The sequence below is a fragment of the Nostoc sp. JL33 genome, from assembly GCF_017114985.1.
In the GTDB taxonomy this organism is placed as follows: domain Bacteria; phylum Cyanobacteriota; class Cyanobacteriia; order Cyanobacteriales; family Nostocaceae; genus Nostoc.
Genome location: NZ_JABXKP010000087.1, coordinates 34,677 through 51,640 on the forward strand (window position 1 = coordinate 34,677; position 16,964 = coordinate 51,640).

General features: G+C 42.4%; 18 protein-coding genes. 6 read left to right on the forward strand and 12 right to left on the reverse strand.

Annotated elements, in window-relative coordinates; all coding sequences use genetic code 11:
• Positions 1-265: 265 nt before the first annotated feature.
• The 4 genes from HWQ23_RS25590 to HWQ23_RS25605 form a co-directional block, all read right to left on the reverse strand.
• Entirely contained in the window at positions 266-805 is a 540-nt protein-coding gene (locus HWQ23_RS25590) for a Dps family protein (RefSeq protein WP_292834616.1), read from the reverse strand.
• 485 nt (positions 806-1,290) lie between these two features.
• Complete coding sequence (locus HWQ23_RS25595) at positions 1,291-1,650, reverse strand: hypothetical protein (RefSeq protein ID WP_292834618.1); 360 nt, start codon at positions 1,648-1,650, stop codon at positions 1,291-1,293.
• A gap of 760 nt (positions 1,651-2,410) precedes the next feature.
• Complete coding sequence (locus HWQ23_RS25600; protein WP_292834621.1) at positions 2,411-2,647, reverse strand: hypothetical protein; 237 nt, start codon at positions 2,645-2,647, stop codon at positions 2,411-2,413.
• Between the two features lie 69 nt (positions 2,648-2,716).
• Entirely contained in the window at positions 2,717-3,817 is a 1,101-nt protein-coding gene (locus HWQ23_RS25605) for a glutamate-cysteine ligase family protein (protein ID WP_292834624.1), read from the reverse strand.
• Positions 3,818-4,849: 1,032 nt separating this feature from the next.
• On the opposite strand from HWQ23_RS25605, the gene HWQ23_RS25610 reads away from it, so the two are divergent.
• Complete coding sequence (locus HWQ23_RS25610) at positions 4,850-5,527, forward strand: Mo-dependent nitrogenase C-terminal domain-containing protein (RefSeq protein WP_292834627.1); 678 nt, start codon at positions 4,850-4,852, stop codon at positions 5,525-5,527.
• Positions 5,528-5,602: 75 nt separating this feature from the next.
• A complete protein-coding gene (gene obgE, locus HWQ23_RS25615; RefSeq protein ID WP_292834630.1) occupies positions 5,603-6,631 on the forward strand; it encodes a GTPase ObgE in 1,029 nt (342 codons plus the stop codon).
• A gap of 30 nt (positions 6,632-6,661) precedes the next feature.
• On the opposite strand, the gene HWQ23_RS25620 is transcribed toward obgE, so the two are convergent.
• Positions 6,662-9,310 carry a PAS domain-containing sensor histidine kinase gene (locus HWQ23_RS25620; protein WP_292834633.1) on the reverse strand — a complete coding sequence of 883 codons (2,649 nt, stop codon included), beginning with the start codon at positions 9,308-9,310 and terminating at the stop codon, positions 6,662-6,664.
• Positions 9,311-9,757: 447 nt separating this feature from the next.
• Here HWQ23_RS25620 and HWQ23_RS25625 point away from each other — a divergent pair, with 447 nt between their 5' ends.
• The 3 genes from HWQ23_RS25625 to HWQ23_RS25635 are packed head-to-tail and all read left to right on the forward strand — an operon-like array spanning position 9,758 to position 11,435.
• A complete protein-coding gene (locus HWQ23_RS25625; protein ID WP_292834636.1) occupies positions 9,758-10,363 on the forward strand; it encodes a vWA domain-containing protein in 606 nt (201 codons plus the stop codon).
• A 47-nt stretch (positions 10,364-10,410) separates the two neighbouring features.
• Positions 10,411-11,016 (forward strand): vWA domain-containing protein, encoded by a 606-nt coding sequence (locus HWQ23_RS25630; protein WP_292834639.1) that lies wholly within the window; start codon positions 10,411-10,413, stop codon positions 11,014-11,016.
• Between the two features lie 26 nt (positions 11,017-11,042).
• Positions 11,043-11,435, forward strand: coding sequence for a salt stress protein, Slr1339 family (locus HWQ23_RS25635; protein WP_292834643.1), 393 nt, complete (start codon positions 11,043-11,045; stop codon positions 11,433-11,435).
• Between the two features lie 173 nt (positions 11,436-11,608).
• Here the strand turns inward: HWQ23_RS25635 and HWQ23_RS25640 are convergent, their stop codons facing one another.
• On the reverse strand, positions 11,609-11,956 hold the full coding sequence (locus tag HWQ23_RS25640) for a winged helix-turn-helix transcriptional regulator (protein ID WP_292834646.1): 348 nt from the start codon (positions 11,954-11,956) through the stop codon (positions 11,609-11,611).
• 290 nt (positions 11,957-12,246) lie between these two features.
• A complete protein-coding gene (locus HWQ23_RS25645) occupies positions 12,247-12,990 on the reverse strand; it encodes a ferritin-like domain-containing protein (protein WP_292834649.1) in 744 nt (247 codons plus the stop codon).
• A 114-nt stretch (positions 12,991-13,104) separates the two neighbouring features.
• Between HWQ23_RS25645 and HWQ23_RS25650 the strand changes: the two genes are divergently transcribed.
• The gene (locus HWQ23_RS25650) at positions 13,105-13,671 is read left to right on the forward strand and encodes a thermonuclease family protein (RefSeq protein WP_292834652.1); all 567 of its coding nucleotides are present in this window, start codon (positions 13,105-13,107) and stop codon (positions 13,669-13,671) included.
• A 14-nt stretch (positions 13,672-13,685) separates the two neighbouring features.
• On the opposite strand, the gene HWQ23_RS25655 is transcribed toward HWQ23_RS25650, so the two are convergent.
• The 5 genes from HWQ23_RS25655 to HWQ23_RS25675 form a co-directional block, all read right to left on the reverse strand.
• Complete coding sequence (locus HWQ23_RS25655) at positions 13,686-14,567, reverse strand: carbohydrate ABC transporter permease (RefSeq protein ID WP_292834655.1); 882 nt, start codon at positions 14,565-14,567, stop codon at positions 13,686-13,688.
• 374 nt (positions 14,568-14,941) lie between these two features.
• Positions 14,942-15,337, reverse strand: a complete 396-nt coding sequence (locus HWQ23_RS25660) for a type II toxin-antitoxin system PemK/MazF family toxin (protein ID WP_292834658.1) — start codon at positions 15,335-15,337, stop codon at positions 14,942-14,944.
• Positions 15,324-15,548 (reverse strand): CopG family transcriptional regulator, encoded by a 225-nt coding sequence (locus tag HWQ23_RS25665; protein ID WP_292834661.1) that lies wholly within the window; start codon positions 15,546-15,548, stop codon positions 15,324-15,326. Before HWQ23_RS25665 ends, HWQ23_RS25660 begins: the two co-directional genes overlap by 14 nt.
• 49 nt (positions 15,549-15,597) lie before the next feature.
• Positions 15,598-15,747, reverse strand: a complete 150-nt coding sequence (locus tag HWQ23_RS25670; RefSeq protein ID WP_292834664.1) for a hypothetical protein — start codon at positions 15,745-15,747, stop codon at positions 15,598-15,600.
• 85 nt (positions 15,748-15,832) lie between these two features.
• On the reverse strand, positions 15,833-16,243 hold the full coding sequence (locus HWQ23_RS25675; RefSeq protein ID WP_292834725.1) for a BON domain-containing protein: 411 nt from the start codon (positions 16,241-16,243) through the stop codon (positions 15,833-15,835).
• Positions 16,244-16,964: the final 721 nt, after the last annotated feature.

Below are 16,964 nucleotides of genomic sequence, written 5' to 3' on the forward strand. Positions count from 1 at the left end.
TTAAATACTCCTTGTTATTATCAGGACTTACGCAAACAATAGCTGAAAAGAATGATTTTTAGGTAGGGGCAATACCCTGCGGTCAGCTAAAGCTACATGAATTGCCCCTACCGTGTGTAGTTTTGCGTAAGTCCTAATTATGTTGTTTTTGGAATGAATATAGTGAATAGGTAGATGCAGGCAAATTCCTTTCACACCAGTTGAGGGAGGAATCAATCCTCCCTCAACTGGTTTGACAAACAGCGTCAACTGTTAACGTTATGAGCTACACACCGACAGGAGTCTTGGCACCTTCTGCTGGCTGTCTACCATCTGGGCCCAGTGCTTCGCCTTCAATAAATGAACGCAGCATCCAAGCTATCTCTTCATGCTGTTCCAGCAGTGCAGTTAAAAAGTCAGCAGTTCCCTGATCGTGGAACTTTTCACCAGACTGATCCACATGGTCTCTTAAGTTACGAATAACCTGCTCGTGATCATCCACTAGATTAGCTACCATCCCCGTTGCGGTGGGAACATTACCAGCATGTTCCTTGAGGGTAGCAAGTTTGAGAAATCCCTCTAACGTACCAACTGGGAAACCGCCCAAAGTACGAACCCGCTCTGCCAAGGCATCAATATTTAGAGTCAGCTTTTGGTAGTGTTCTTCCCAAAGCTGGTGCAAAGAGCGGAACTGAGGCCCAACGACATCCCAGTGATACTTTTTGGTTTTCACCAACAGTAGATAGGCATCTGCCAAATCTTGATTTAACAGATTAATTACACCTTGACGCTGTTCTTCAGTCAAACCAATGTTTATCGCACGCATTGTTTTCCATCCCTAAGCAAAGTTATCTATTAACTTCTCAAATTTTAGACAGATTCCACATCAACCAAAGGAAGCATTGTTAGCTTAAATTAATTAGGCTATGATAATTATGCCTATGCCTTAATAGGTAGTATTAAACCCATAATCTAGTAATTAGCGAACTTTATTGATTTCTTCAGGTACAAAAATAAAAATATTAAATCAATCTAAATAGTTAATCAAAACTATTTAAACCCAGTTTAACCAAAGATGCTCAGGGTGAACATAAGCTAAAACACATCCACGAAAGCATATTAAAAATTTTTCAACATCTTGTGGGGTGGGCATCTTGCCCGCCTTGACGGGAGCAACTTAAATGCTGATTAGCTTACTTTTATTTTATGCTTAATTGCAGTTGCCAGCTTTAGATTACTAATTAGTAATGGGTCACTGCTTCTACGCAATCACCCATTACTACCGAAAAATTACCAGAACTATTAATTTAGTTACTTACCACCTGTAACTTTCTCCAACGCATTCTTTATAGTTTCTTCCACTGAGGTTGCACTCTGGGAATTTTCTGGACTCTTCTGCTTGTCAATATCGGCAGCTCCCTGAACCTCATTTAATCCTTCGTTAGTCTCCTTTTGAGTCTTTCTCAATCCTATTGGTGGTGCTTTACCGGCTTCGTCAGTTTTGCGCTGAATGTCAAGCAGTTGTGTAGTACCTTCGGTCGTGTCACTTTGGTAGCTATCGATCGCAAAAGCAGGAAAAACACTAGATAACAATAGTAAGGCGCAAGTAAAAGCCACAACTAGAAAACGTACTGGGCTTAAAATAGATAAAACAGAAGCAATAATTTTCATTTGAAATCCTCGAGAACAGCTTTAACAACCCAGAACTTTCACTGAAAGAGCGTAAGCTCACACTTTATTTGATAAACTTGAGCAATAATAAAAACAGCAAGCTACGCTTCAATCTGGAAGTTCTTTAGAAACGAACCTTGCGAAGAAATTGTCTTTGTATTTCTGCATCGAAACAGTAAGGGATAATAAGCAAATATCACCTTAATTCTTTAGCAAAATCATCATTACCTTTACGATTGACATTCTTCTCTCAAAGTCCCCTATTTCTACTTGTACTTTGAAAATGCTAACGCCTGCATCAATCTATAGAATGAAATTTTATATATCTATAGTTGGAATAAAATCAGTCTCTAGGTAGATCGACTTAATCTAGTTTTGGCAGGTTAATCGCTCTATTATTTATGTTCAGTTAGCTTGCTTTATCCAATCAAAGCACTTTCAGGAATATGCACCTTAGAGGATATTTGTAAAGTATCAAGTTCTATAAATATCCCCTTTAACGTGTCGCCCAAGTCCCCACCTTCTCTGCGAGACGCTAACGCGAACAATGTACTCTAATGCTAGGTATAGGGAGCGGGGGTGTTCGCGAACAGCGTCACAAAGTGAGTAGGGCATAGGCGTGTTGTTTTTTTGCGTCAGCAAAAACAAATACGCTTATGGATGACGAATCCTGCTTGTTTTTCTGATAGAATTAATTGGTGTTGACCCTCCGGGTTCAAAATCCATAAGAGGGAAACCCTCAAGACCGCGTTTTTCACCATCAATGCCATAAGCGAAAACCAAGCCAACAGGTATATGTTGCAAGAGAAAGATTTGGGTCTTGGGAACCACGACTCCTGATAAGAGGAGGGAATGTCAGACTTTCTAGAACTACGGAGTTCTGGAGGCTATTCCCGATGAATTGGGAAGCTCCGTCCGTCTTACGGCGGAGTACTTCACCCCACGCTACTTGCTCCAGTTGCAGAGAAGTCGGAGGGGTGGCTTCCGCCGTTGCCATCTGAACTTCAGGGGAGATCCTAAGACCGCAGTGGCTCCCTTTAAAAACGGCGGTAAATAAATCTTTCCTTTAAAATTGATAAGTCTGGCTTATTACCTCTTCTATTGAACCTACGCAATGGAACATTTCTATTAGTTCATGGGATCTTGTTTTTCGCTTCGCCAGCAGTACTTTTAACGGCGTTAAATAATCAACATCTGGATCATTTCCCAAGGCAATTTCGGCTGCTTGCAAGACTTTTGTCGCATTGGCGAAAATATCCTCGTTGTCAAAGCCTTCTTTTGCAGAAAGTTGGTGTAATGCTGCATCAGGTACAGTTGCTCTACCCAGCAAGGTTTCATCTAACACCAAACCTTTCAATAATGTCAGCAAAGCTGCATAGATAAAAAAATCATCACAACTATCACAAGCCTTAAATTCGATGCGTCCTACTTCAGCCGGAATGCGGGCGATTTTTGTTAAGGAAGGTAGGCTATTAATCAGTTGTTCCTGTTTTTGAACAAAAACCAGGGCAGCTGGTCTTTTTCCGGTTCTGATAAATGTTCGTACCGATAGCCCATCCCATAAACCTCCCTTATAAAAAGGGGAACTATAACTAAAAGGGACGATATAGGGACTGTAATAAGTTAACTTTCTGCCAATATCAATCACACCTTCAGTAGATAAATCTGCCACTGAAATATTTAAATCTGGCCCGTATGACACCATGTGAATATTAGCAGTTTGCTCGTCAGGATAAGCCTCTAGCTGTTTGATTTCATAATCGTTTAATGGGGGTTGAGGTTCAAAAAGCGGATTGTAGGGATTAAAACTAACTAAAACTGGTGATAAACCAAAGTTAGCAGCAACCTCACGTAGTAAGCGAAAACTTTCTGATAATTCAGTAATAGCGCCTTGAATATTAGCATGTATAGTTGTTCTAATTTCGATACCTTTAGCATGGCAGTCTATCACCTTATCGGAATCTGCAAATCTTTCAAATCCCTCAATGTACCATCTTTTCATCTTAATACCCGCATCCCCAACCCGTAGTTGAGGATAGTCACTGGGGTATGTAGGTAGCCTTTCAATAATTTGATTGAAATCAGCAAACTTTGTGTGGGAAAAGTCAGCAAACTTTCCTTCTTTGTTTAGGAAAGCGACTTCATGCTCAATGCCAAATAAAAACATTATGTATACCTTTATTGTTTATTGAAGTAAGTGCATACCGAGTTGTCGAGGATAGTTTCTCGTAAACAACAGCCTATCTGATAAAATTTCGTAGTAGTAAGTTGATAAAATTTGTAATCGATCGCTGTAATAATCTCAGATGATTTAGGCTCTACTATAATTGGATCTGCTGTCTGAAACTCAAAAATTCCAGCCCAGAGGGGAATTAGCAGTGTTTCTTAAATATGACGCTGAGGTTAACTTTAGTTTTATTCATGAATACCTCCACAACACGATGAAATCTTGCTTTTCACTTTAAGTAGAAAAGATTCTCAAGATTACTCCCAGATGGATTTTACCTCAAGACCGACTGTTGCGATTTGAAAACTTCTCTGGTTTATCGTAAATTAAAGGGTTTAAGTCCCGCAACGTTAACACGTAGCTCAAAGGCAGAGAGGCTCCGACTTTGCTCAGTTTCAGTCGAGGTAAGAGGATGTTTGAAAAGTCTAATTTATTACTAGCTCTAGCGATTATAAATCGCGGCTACACAGGTAAAACCCAGTTCCGTGGGTTAAAAACCTTGATTTATCGTTAGTCCACGCAGGTGGACGAGAGTTTGCGTAGTAGCGAATTTTATTCGCCCAATACTTTTCAAACATCCTCTAAGAGTCTCCTTATCTCAGAACTTGCACCAGTCCCCACGACCGCCTCAGAATGAATTCACCAGGCTTATAGCTAAAGTCTTTTAAAGAAGACTAAGTAAGGGTTGTAGTCCACTAAGCGTGGACTTGAGCTATAAGAAAAGAGAATAAATTTTTAGGCGGGATAGGCAGGTGCAAGATATAACTTATGTAACTCTCTTCTCTACAAGACGCGCAAGGGAGAATGCGTGAATGTGTGAATGCATAAATTGTTAAGTCTGTATGGAGCGATGCCCACGCCTGGCTACGCCGGAGCACTTTCTTGATTTTTCTGGGCTGCCCCTCCTATCTTCATAGTCACTAGGTAGGATAGCTTAGTATTGACTGAGGAAAGCTTGAGACGTAACGTTTTATGACAAGTACCGTTCAATCCCCCTACAGCAGCGAACAAATTGCCGCTTGGTTGCGTGGACTGCTCACCATTGCTTGGGCAGATGGTAATTTTGATGCCCAAGAACAGGAATTAATTACCAGCATCACAAAAGATGAATTAGCTTTTGGGATTAAATGGGACTCACTAGAGGTAATTACGCCAGAGGAATTAGCCGCAGCGTTGGCTAAAGGTACGCCAGCATCGGAAAATTTCTTAAGGACAGCAGTGATGGTAGCGATCGCAGATGGTATCTATTCTGATTGCGAAGATCAGGTTATGCAACAATTCTGCCAAGCCTTAGAACAGCCGGAGAATTTACTGGAAGCCTTGCGCCACACCCTGGAACACCCACAGCAAATTAACTTAACAATCCCTAGCCCTAGGCTTACGAAGCGTCAAATTAATGCACTACACCCCCTGCGTGAGTGGCTGGATGGGCTAGATATCCAAGACCCCAGAGTAGCCCGCTTTTTGTGTAAAATGATTCCCTCCCAGTGTCCCTTTGAGCGGGATGTCACCCTATTTGGACGCAAGATTGTCCACATCCCGCCGATGTGTAAAATTAACCCGTTGTATGAGCAACTGGTGGGCTTACGTTTTCGCGCCCTCTGCTATCTGGCAGATAAATGCGGTGAAGATATTTCATCATATATTTAGTTAAAGTGATATAGTGAGAGGTTATAATTTTTAACTCCTAATTCCTAACTCCTCACTTTTCACTATTATTTAAGTATGCAATTTATCGACCAAGCAGAAGTTGAAGTTGAAGCCGGTAAGGGCGGCGATGGTATTGTCGCCTTCCGGCGAGAGAAGTACGTGCCGACTGGTGGCCCCTCTGGTGGTAATGGGGGACGAGGTGGTTCGGTATTTTTCGTTGCCGACGAAAACCTGCAAACCTTGTTGGACTTCAGATACAACCATCGCTTTCAGGCAGAAAAGGGTACTCGTGGTGGGCCAAATAACTGCACTGGAGCAGCAGGAAAGGATTTGATCATCGAAGTTCCCTGTGGTACAACTATTTATGATGCTGAAACTGGCGAATTGCTGGGGGATTTAATTGAGCCTAAGCAGATTTTGCGGATTGCCCAAGGTGGTAAAGGCGGACTGGGAAATCAGCATTTCTTGAGTAACCGCAACCGCGCTCCAGAATACGCCCTCCCAGGATTACCAGGGGAAATAAAGCAGCTGCGCCTGGAGTTAAAACTTTTGGCAGAAGTGGGGATTATTGGCTTACCAAATGCTGGTAAATCCACTCTAATTTCATCTTTATCTGCGGCACGTCCAAAAATCGCAGACTACCCATTCACTACCCTGATCCCCAACTTGGGTGTAGTGCGGAAACCTACTGGCGATGGTACTGTTTTCGCCGACATTCCCGGACTAATTGAGGGAGCAGCCCACGGGGCAGGGCTGGGACATGATTTCTTGCGCCATATCGAGCGCACGCGGGTACTACTTCACCTAATTGATGCCACTAGTGATGATGTGGTTAGAGACTATAACATAATTAAGCAAGAATTACAAGCTTATGGACAGGGTTTAGCAGAACGTCCGCAAATTTTGGCGCTGAACAAAATTGATGCAGTTGATCGGGAAACTGTGAATTTGGAGGCGTTAGCTACCCAACTTAATCATCTCTCCTACGCACCAGTGTTTGTGATTTCAGCCGTTACTCGCACCGGCTTAGAGCCAATGTTACAAGAAATTTGGGGAATTCTCGACCAAATGAAGGTTGCCCAAGAAGTGGAGGTATTTAGCTGACGAAATAATCAGGAATTATCTTCAGGTGTCCTAGACCAGGGGAATCTTAATTACAAACTCAGCGCCTTGTCCTGGCTGCGAAATACATTCTAAGGAACCACCATGTCTTTCTGTAATGATCTGGTAGCTGATGGCAAGCCCCATCCCGGTACCTTTGCCGATGGGCTTGGTGGTAAAGAAGGGGTCAAATAGTTGATTTTTAACATCTTCTGGGATTCCGAATCCATTGTCGGCAATCCTAATTATTAGCTGATTTAGCTCCAGTAGTTGGGTGCAAATGCGAATTGTCGGAATTGGGAATTGGGCATTGGGCATTGGGCATTGGTTATCCCCATTATCTCCCTTGCCTCCCTCATCCCCCTCATCCCTTATCCCCACTCCCTCTTCTAAAGCATCGATCGCATTTGACAAAATATTCATGAATACTTGGTTTAGCTGGCCAGCGTAACATTCAACCGGCGGTAGTTTGCCGTATTCTTTGATTATTTGAATTGTCGCGCGCTGGTCATTAGTCTTGAAGCGGCTTTGCAAAATCATCAGAGTACTGTCGATTCCCTCATGGATATCAACAGCTTTCATTTCGGCTTCATCTAAGCGCGAAAAAGTTCGCAGGGAAAGCACAATCTCTCGAATGCGGACTGCACCAACTTTCATTGAGTTTAGTAATTGTGGCAAGTCAGACTTCAAAAAGTCCAGTTCGATTAGCTCTGCAAAATCCTCAATTTCTGGCACAGGTTGAGGATAATGACTTTGGTAGAGTTGCAAAAGTGAAAGTAAATCTTGGGTGTATTCCTTGGCAGGAGTGAGGTTGCCATAGATAAAATTCACCGGGTTGTTAATTTCGTGTGCGACTCCTGCGACTAGTTGACCCAAGCTGGACATTTTTTCGCTTTGAATTAACTGAGTCTGGGTGCGTTGAAGTTCGCGGAGTGTTTCTCTGAGGTCTTGGGCTTGTTGTCGTAGTTGCGCTTCCGATTTTAGCAGGGCTTCCTTGGCTTGTTTAGGTTCTGTGATGTCCCTAGCAATAGCTACCTGACAGAAAGGCTCTCCTGTTTCAGGATGTTTAACCATAAACATGCTGCAATCAGTGGGAATTTCTATACCTGTTTGAAAATGTCTATGGCGAAACTCGCCTTGCCAAAAACCATGTTGAGATATCAAAGGAATAATTTGTTGCTGAAACTCTGCAAAAGCTTTTGGTGAATGAAAATCAATTATTGACTTGGTTTTGGCTGCTTCCAGGCTACTAATTCCCACCATCTTGAGTCCGGCGGGGTTCACATGGAGAATTTGCCCTTCCATTGAAGCAATGCCAATAAAGTCGCTGCTGTTTTCAATCAACGCTACAAATTTTTGCTGTTCCTCTTCAGCTCGTTTGCGTTCTGTGATGTCCAGCACCATTGAGGCAACGCCAATCACCTGGCCATCAGGAGCCACTAACGGGTTGTTATACCACTCACAGACCATCGTCCTGCCATCTTTAGTAACGTTCTCGTTGACACTAAAACTTCCTCCACGTTGGGTTAACAGGGCGGTGATAATCTCATTTACGTGCTTTCTAACGTTTTCAGGTACTATGATCTCAAAAGAATTCCCCAGCATTTCCTCTGTGGTGTATCCAAAGATTCTTTCTGCTGCCCGATTCCATGTCTGAATCTCAAAGTTGGTATTCCATTCAATAATGGCTAAAGGTGTTTGTTCAACCAGCAACGCCAGCCTTTGCTGTGAAGCCCTGAGTTCTGCCTCTGCTTGCTTGTATTCGGTAATGTCGCGATAATACCAAATCCTACCGTAATAGTCTCCTAAAAATGATGTGTCACCACAAACTCCTTGGTGTTTACGCACGGGTGCAGAATAGCGGTCAAAAATCTTTCCAGATTTCAGGAAAATTTCATCACGGCTGCTTTCCTCTACATGCTGGGAAAGATACTCCACCTTAGCCAGAAATTCGTCTGGATTAATTAGTTGGTCTAGTACCCATCCCAGGAGTTGGCGATCGTCCCGCGTTTGGAGCACTACCGCAGGAATTTGCCATAGCTGGGAGAATTTCTGATTAAATGATGTAACTTGACGATTTTCATCAATAATCAGAATTCCGTCGATAGAAGCTTCTTGTTGAGCTTGCAGTAAAGCATTAATCCGGTGTAAGTCTGACTCTGCTTGCCGGTCTGGTTTTTCCAGGGTTTCCGGAAGTGCCTCGCTCTTTTGCATGAGTTTAGTAAGCTCAGTAACTCTGCCAGTCACATCCAGAACATTCCCGGCTTCATTCTGTAAAATGATGTCTCGAATACTACCTACCAGAAATTTATTACCAGTCTCATCCTGAAAGCAAGACTTTTTTGTAGAGATGAGATGGGTTATACCCTGAGCATCGGTAAAAAGATCCTGGTTCTCATTAGTAATATTTGCGGTGAAAACCAGTTCATCTTTTTGCCGGAACACATCAGCTTCTGCTTGAGGAAAAAAATCATAGTCTGACTTGCCAATTAATTCTTCTCGGCTATGACCGACGAAATCACAGTAGGTATCGTTAAGTAATACCCAGCGATGTTGACGGTCTTTGACAAAAATTGGGTCAGATATGCCATTGATCATCTGATGTAGAAACGCCAGGGAGAAATTTTGCTGCTGCGTGTTTTGTTTTTGCGCGGGGTTATCTAAGAATCTAGGATGGTTCATACCCGAATTTATCTCTAAAATTGAGCAATAAAGAAACCTCTAAGAAGGTTTTACTACGCAAAACCGTCCCTCTCCGACTCGGAGAGGGACAGACTTGAACGAAAGTTCAAGACAGGGAGAGGTTTGTCGAACTCACGTTTATTTAGCTCCCTGTGTATCAGCATGAGTAGTATTTATTATTCCCAGATTAAATACGGATGCAACAACCAAACCAATCTCTAACTTTTAGTGTTTGCACGGGATTGGGGACTAGGGACTAGGAAGATTTTATTCTCTACGGGCACAAAGACAGACTAGCGATGCCTGCTTTGGGCTATGCCAACGCATTGATCAACTGTGGCGTGGCTTTTTTGATTAGCATGATTGATACAAATGCTTAAAAGCCTTGCTTGCTGGTAAAAAAACGGAGTTAGACTAGAACCACAGGGTAACAATCAGAGGAATATTATGATGAGCGATCGCGACTATACACTAATCATTGATAAAAGCGGTAGTATGTCCACACCCGACCAAGTGGGTGGTAGAAGTAGATGGGAGATCGCCCAAGAGTCTACTCTCGCCTTGGCAAGAAAGGCCGAACAGTTTGACCCCGATGGCATCACCGTTTACGTGTTTTCCGGTAGATTTAAACGCTACGATGATGTCACCTCAGCCAAAGTCGCCCAGATATTTCTCGAAAATGACCCTGCTGGGACAACAAACTTAGCAGGTGTACTTCAGGATGCACTTAATAACTACTTTCAACGCAAAGCAGCCGGCAAAGCGAAGCCAAACGGAGAGACAATTTTAGTGATCACCGATGGTGAACCAGACGATCGCAAGGCTGTGTTTGAAGTCATCATTCATGCGACTCGCCAAATGGAACGTGATGAAGAATTAGCAATTTCGATCATTCAAGTAGGTTCAGATGCTCAAGCAACTAAGTTCCTCAAAGCTTTGGATGACCAGTTGCAAAGTGTCGGTGCTAAATTTGATATTTGCGATACCGTCACTTTAGACGACTTAGAAGAAATGAGTCTTGTAGATGTATTGAGCAACGCAATAACTGATTAATGCGTTGATCGCCGCAGTCTAGTAAATATTAACTGGAGAATTGAAGAATGCTAGAAAATCGTGACTATACCTTGATTATCGACAAAAGCGGCAGCATGGCCACCCAAGATCAAAAGGGTGGTAGAAGTAGATGGCTTGCAGCCCAGGAATCTACTTTAGCTTTAGCTAGTAAGTGTGAGCAATTTGACCCAGATGGCATCACTATTTATGTATTTTCTGGTAGATTTAAGCGATACGAAAATGTGACATCCAGCATAGTACCGCAAATTTTTCGAGAAAATGACCCCTCTGGTACAACTGATTTGGCAGGTGTGTTAAAACACGCAACTGATGATTACTTACAACGCAAAGCAGCCGGTCAAACAAAGCCAAATGGTGAAACAATTTTAGTGGTTACTGATGGTGAACCGGACGATCGCAAAGCAGTAATGAAGGTGATTATTGAAGCTTCTCGGCGCATCGATCGAGACGAAGAACTAGCTATTTCCTTCATTCAAGTCGGCACAGATCCGCAAGCTACCCGCTTCCTCAAAGTCTTAGACGATGAACTTCAAGGTGCTGGTGCTAAGTTTGATATTTGTGACACAATTACTATGGAAGATATGGAAGATTTGAGTCTATCGGAAGTGTTGCTCAATGCCATTAATGACTAGCTCTACTATTTATAGGAATTGCAAAAATGGATTCCATTGATAAGCTGTTAGCTCAACTCCAAACTGAATACAAAGAAGTACAACCAGAACAGCAGTCAAAATCAGCCACAGCCAAATCCTTTATCCCACCATCGCCAAAGTCGGCATCTTTAATGGATAATCTTTTGGCAGAACTTAAGGCTGATTTTGCAGAAGAAGATGCTGCTATTGAGTTAAAAAGACACCAAGAACTAGAACAAGAACGAATTCGACAAGAACAACTCAAAGCCAAACAACTAGAGGTTTTGCAAGTGCAGGCAAAAGAATGGTTAGCCAAAGTAGATCCACTTTCATCCGAAGGACTTTGGTTTGAAAGGTTTGCTGAAAGTTATTCCTCAAAATTAGAGGCAGCGATTGAATATTTAAGAAGCAATGATTAAAATAATTCGTAATTCGGATAAATCTGCTAGCTAAAATTTCAAGTTAGCAATTATTATTTATTACTTCTAGCAATCCTAAATAAGTTACGAACAAAAAGATCCCCGACAACTTTTACGAAGTCGGGGATTTGAGCCTGTTGGTGGAGAGCAAATAAAATATGATCGCTATATGCTCAATATTGATGGTGATTTCTTTGAGCGAAATGTTGAACAGCCCATTCATGCATCGCATAGAGAATTGGTTGCAAAGCCTCTCCTAAAGGCGTTAGAGAATATTCTACCTTGGGTGGAATTTGGGGATAAACTTCTCGATGAATAATGCCGTCTTCCTCCATTTCTCTGAGTTGCTGAGTCAGCATCTTTTGCGTAACTCCAGGTAAAGCCCGTTGCAACTGACCAAACCGTTTTACGCCAGTCATTAATTCTCTAATAATCAAAACTTTCCAGCGTCCGCCAATCACCTTTAGGGTAGTTTCTACCTCACAAGTCAGCCTGAGATGGTTTTCTGCTTCAGCTTTCATAGTTTTTTGTGGGAAGTACAGAGGCAAGACTTCCTGCCTTTCAAGCTAGATGTTGAATGTTCTCAACTTTTTTAACATTAGATACTCAAGGATATCTATAATTCAATACACTTGGGCTAGTGATATTTTACCCCGGAAGATCCCCCCAACCCCCCTTAAAAAGGGGGGCTTAATCCTTATTTTTTAAGGCTTGCTCTAATATCCCTCCTTTTTAAGGCTTGCTCTAATTCCCTCCTTTTTAAGGAGGGTTAGGGAGGATCAAGCCTTAACTAAACCGTATTGATCTATCATTACGTAGCTACCAACTCAGAATCGATTTCCGACGGCGCACTATCCTGGACTAGCGATCGCGTTTCACCGTTACGCTGGAGAATACCGCCAACCATTGCCAACAAGGCGTTTACCTTGCGGGTTCGCCACATATCTACAAGTTTTTGCACTTTAGTAGCAGACATCCGTCGCATCATCGCTTCGTAAAGATAAGCAGCATGTCCAGTTTCATCTTGGGCAATAGAAAGCATTCCTAACTTTAAGTTATGAGCGGTTGGCTCGTTATCAGGTAATACTTTCGCCATCCGTGCAAAGTCTTTACTAGCATCTAACTCCAGAATGTATGTGCTAGCCATAAATACATCCCAATCAATCACAGCAGGTTTTAGCTGTTCTTGAGTGTAGCCTTCAAAGAATGCTGCGAAAAAGGGACTACGCTGTTGTGATTTTTTTGGGGATGGAGTTTGGGGTTGACGCTTGAAATCTATAACTTGTTTATTCACCTGTTGTAAGGCGTGGGCAAAAATTTGACCATGCCTAGTTTCATCTGATGCATGTTTTGCTAGTTTTTCGGCTAGCCATGTATCGCCTTCAGCAGCTGCGCGATCGCTAAGTGCAGATAAAAACGGTACAGAGCCAGATTCGGCCAACTGAAACCCCGCAAGGATGTTGGGGCGGGTTTTAGAATCACGAATTTGAGCAGCAGAGTAATAGGCAAAGACACCTGAACCAGCTAAATGCAGAACGTGAGTCAAGAAGTTCATCAGAAATTCCCACTGGCAATTGGAAGGTTACAATTCTTATTATCTCAACGGTTAACAAATATATCTTTTCATTTTGCTAGTATCATCCCACAGAGGTAATGCAGGTAACTTTGAATGGAGAAATTAATTAAACCAGTGCGATATTGGTTTTGTGCAACTATCATAATTTTGGGTTTGATAGGCTGCGATCGCTTTACCGCTACTTCTGGAGAACCGGTTGAGCGAGTGAGTGATGGCGATACTATAGTAGTTAAAGATACCAACGGCAAAAATTTTAGTGTGCGCTTTGCTTGTGTAGATGCGCCAGAGATAGCTCATACTAACAAAGAAAAGCAGAGTAAACGCATTAGCGATCGCAATCAATTTAGTTGGGGTGTAAAAGCCCAAAAACGCGTCGAAGAACTAGTGCAACAAGGAGGCGATCGCGTGACTTTGAATATCACCGATAGCGATCGCTATCAGCGCAAAATTGCCGAAGTCCGGTTAAAAAATGGCACTTTTGTACAACAGGTATTGTTGCAAGAAGGTTTAGCAAAAGTGTATCGTCCCTATTTAAATAAGTGTCCTAGTAGAGACTTAGTTGAACAAGCCGAAGCTAAGGCGAAGGAACAACGGCTTGGCGTTTGGAGTGATACTAAATTTGTGAATCCTTGGGAATATCGCAGCTTATATAAAAAGTAAAAACTTCAAAACTCCTACTCCTCCCCCCAAGTTTGCAGTTGCAAATAAACTAGTACCAGCGTCACAGCTAGTAACACCGTCGCTGCTGCTGCTGCATAACCAAAATCAAACTGAGCAAAAGCCTCTTGGTAAATGTAGTAAACCAGCAAATTAGTCGAATTCAGTGGCCCACCTCCAGTCATCACATAAACTTGCTCAAAACTCCGCAATGTAAAAATCGCGGTAGTGATGATTGCAAATATCACAGTCGGGCGCAATCCAGGCAGAGTAATATACCAAAATTGTTGCCAAGCATTTGCTCCATCTAAATCTGCTGCTTCATAACGACTGGGAGGAATTGCTTGCAACCCGGCTAAAAAAACTACCATATTGAAACCTAATTGTTTCCAAATACTCATTAGAATAAGTACTGGCATTGCCCAAAATGTGTCTCCTAGCCAGGGTATGGTTGGAATGCCAAAAAAATCTAAAAGTCCGTTAACTGGCCCTGATGTTTGAAACAGCCAGCGAAATCCCAAACCGGCTGCCACAAGTGAGATAATTGAAGGGATAAAATAGGCACTTCGCAGGGTTCCCCGCAAGGGAATGGAACGGTTTAATAACACTGCTAATCCCAAAGAGATAACTAAGCTGGGAATGATCGTGGCAACAGTAAAATAAAAGGTGTTACCCAAAACTTGCCAAAAATCGGGGTTGAGTAGCAAGCGCGTATAGTTTTTTAAGCCTATCCAATAAGTACCTTTTAAAGTGAAACTACCAGCAGTGAAGCTGAGGTAAAACAAATAGGCGATCGGCCAAATGATAAAAACGCCCAGCAAAATTAGTGCTGGTGTGAGAAAAATCCAAGCAGCTACTGTATCATTATCCAACCACGACTTAGTATATATTTTTGACATCTATAATCCCTCTTAGCTGTTATGACCCTTCGCCCTGATTCTACCCTTAGCTTAGTTTCTCCTAGCATTAGCGATCGCCAACAAATCCGCCCAATCCAATATTGATGCAAGCCGCAGTATCAGTAATGCCGGATGATACACTAGAAACATTCCACGCGCGGATTTAAATTATTACCCCCCTTAATCCCCCCTTATCAAGGGGGGAAACAAGAAAATACGGTTCCCTCCCCTTTATAAGGGGAGGAACGAAAAGACTTGTGTTGTGAACGAAAAGACTTGTGTTGTGAACGAAAAGACTTGTGTTGTGAACGAAAAGGCTTGTGTTGTGAACGAAAAGGCTTGTGTTGTGAACGAAACGCTATTTTTCTGCAAACTCAAACCAATCCCAAATGCAATTTCAACGCCGCATCAATTAGTACCATCATCTCTTCGTTTAAACTACCTAATACTTCAGCAGTAATTCGTTGCTTAGAAATTGTTCGCACTTGCTGCGCCTGTACTTTAGAAAGCTTCGTTAAACCACTAACCTCTGGATTAAGCAAAACTTCAAAGGGATAAACACGGCTCACATTAGAAGTAATCGGTAAAATTGTAATAGTGGTAGCAGCACTATTATTTATATCATTACTGACAATTAGCACTGGACGACGTTTACCCATTTCTGAACCCATGACCGGACTAAGATTTGCGTAATAAATATCACCCTTACGGGTTCGGCAGTCGCTACAACGGGGGGAACCCCCGCAACGCGGTGCCTCACCACGTTTCATCTGTTAAACCATCTGCCACTGTCACATCCCAATCGTTATCAACTTCAGCAGACGCTTCTCGGTAAGCTGCCTCTAATTCTCGGTTTCGCAGTAATTCTAATGCTTCTTCAATTACTTGAGAACGAGATTTACATCCTTTATCCGGCTTGTAATTTTCGACAAACTCCACTAAAGACGGTGGCAAGAAAATAAAGAGTTTTTCTACATTCATCTTCCTACCAACTAGTAGCAAAAATAATTCGTACTAATATTCTAGCTTACTAAAGCGATCGCACTTTCCCACAGGCGATCGCTTGGGTAAGCCCTTGGCTCATAATTATCTCTATATAGCAATACGGTTCAGTTAGCGATAATTGTAGGTTGGGTTGAGGAACGAAACCCAAACAAGCCTTGATGATGTTGGGTAACACTAAAGTTCAACCCAACCTACACAAATTCTTTCCCACTGCTGTAAGTCTATTTATAGCTGCCTACTCACTTTGATTTTTGTTAGCTTTATCGATTTGTTGGTGGAGCAACAACAGCTTTCACAACTACAGCTTTGACACCTTTAATTTCCTTCGACAAACGTTCAATTTTAGCAAGTTGATCTTGATTGTTTACGGTTCCGCCTACAGTAACAGTCCCATCTTCTGCTGCATCAACTGTTATTAGACCATTAGGTATATTAGCTTCTAATTTGGAGCGAACTTCACTTGCTAGGTCTTTTAGGTCTCTCTGTGTATCACCACCAGTAGCATTATTACGTTGTTCGCGAGCGCGAATATCTTCATTGAGCTGTCTTCTACGGGCTTCACTTTGTGCATCTTTTTGAGAAGCTTGTGTTGTTTGAACAGTAGGTGCTTGTGAAGAAATAAACTCTGGGCTAGACAAGGGAGTAGACTGTGGATTGTTACTACTAAAAATTGCACCCGCTAGCACTGCTATCACTAAGCCTGCTCCTCCTAGTCCTACCCATAAAAACTTTTGTCGGGTTATTCGCTCTTGAGCCGATTGAGTGGGTTGAGCAGAGCTTGACTGCTGAATCGGAGATTTAATTAATTCTTGGCGATATTCTGCTTCCTGTGGCTGGGGTTGTTTCTCTACCTGCTGCTTTAGTTGTACAACTTCTTGTTGTTTTTCTGCCTCTTTTTGCTGCCTGATGCTCTGTTGCTGTTTCCGGGATTCTACTTGTGAAGATGATTGAATAATAATTGCTTCGATCGCAGATGTTTCTGCATCATTTAGTTCTAAAATTCGTTGAAAGCGCTGTAGTTCTTCACGAGTAACATCGCTAAGAGGATATTCAAACTGAATTGACTCTCTAAACACCTGTTCATACTGTTGCAGCTTTTGCTGATGTTCCTCGATCGCAGCAATAATTGGATTTTCAATTGCAGTCACATTCCGAGCAGTCAGATTCAACGCTTGATGACGTTGGGTTAATTGAGAGCGTTTAAAAGCACTGAGCGGATATTCTTGCTGAATAGCCTCTGTAAACTCCTGCTCATATTGCCTCAAGTTTGCTTGATGCGTTTCAATCTCCGCATTAATCCGCCTCTCGATCGCTCCCACATCCCCTTTACTCAACCCCAATGTCTGCCACGTTTGCTGCAACTGCTTCCGCGTCACCTCATCTGGATAATGC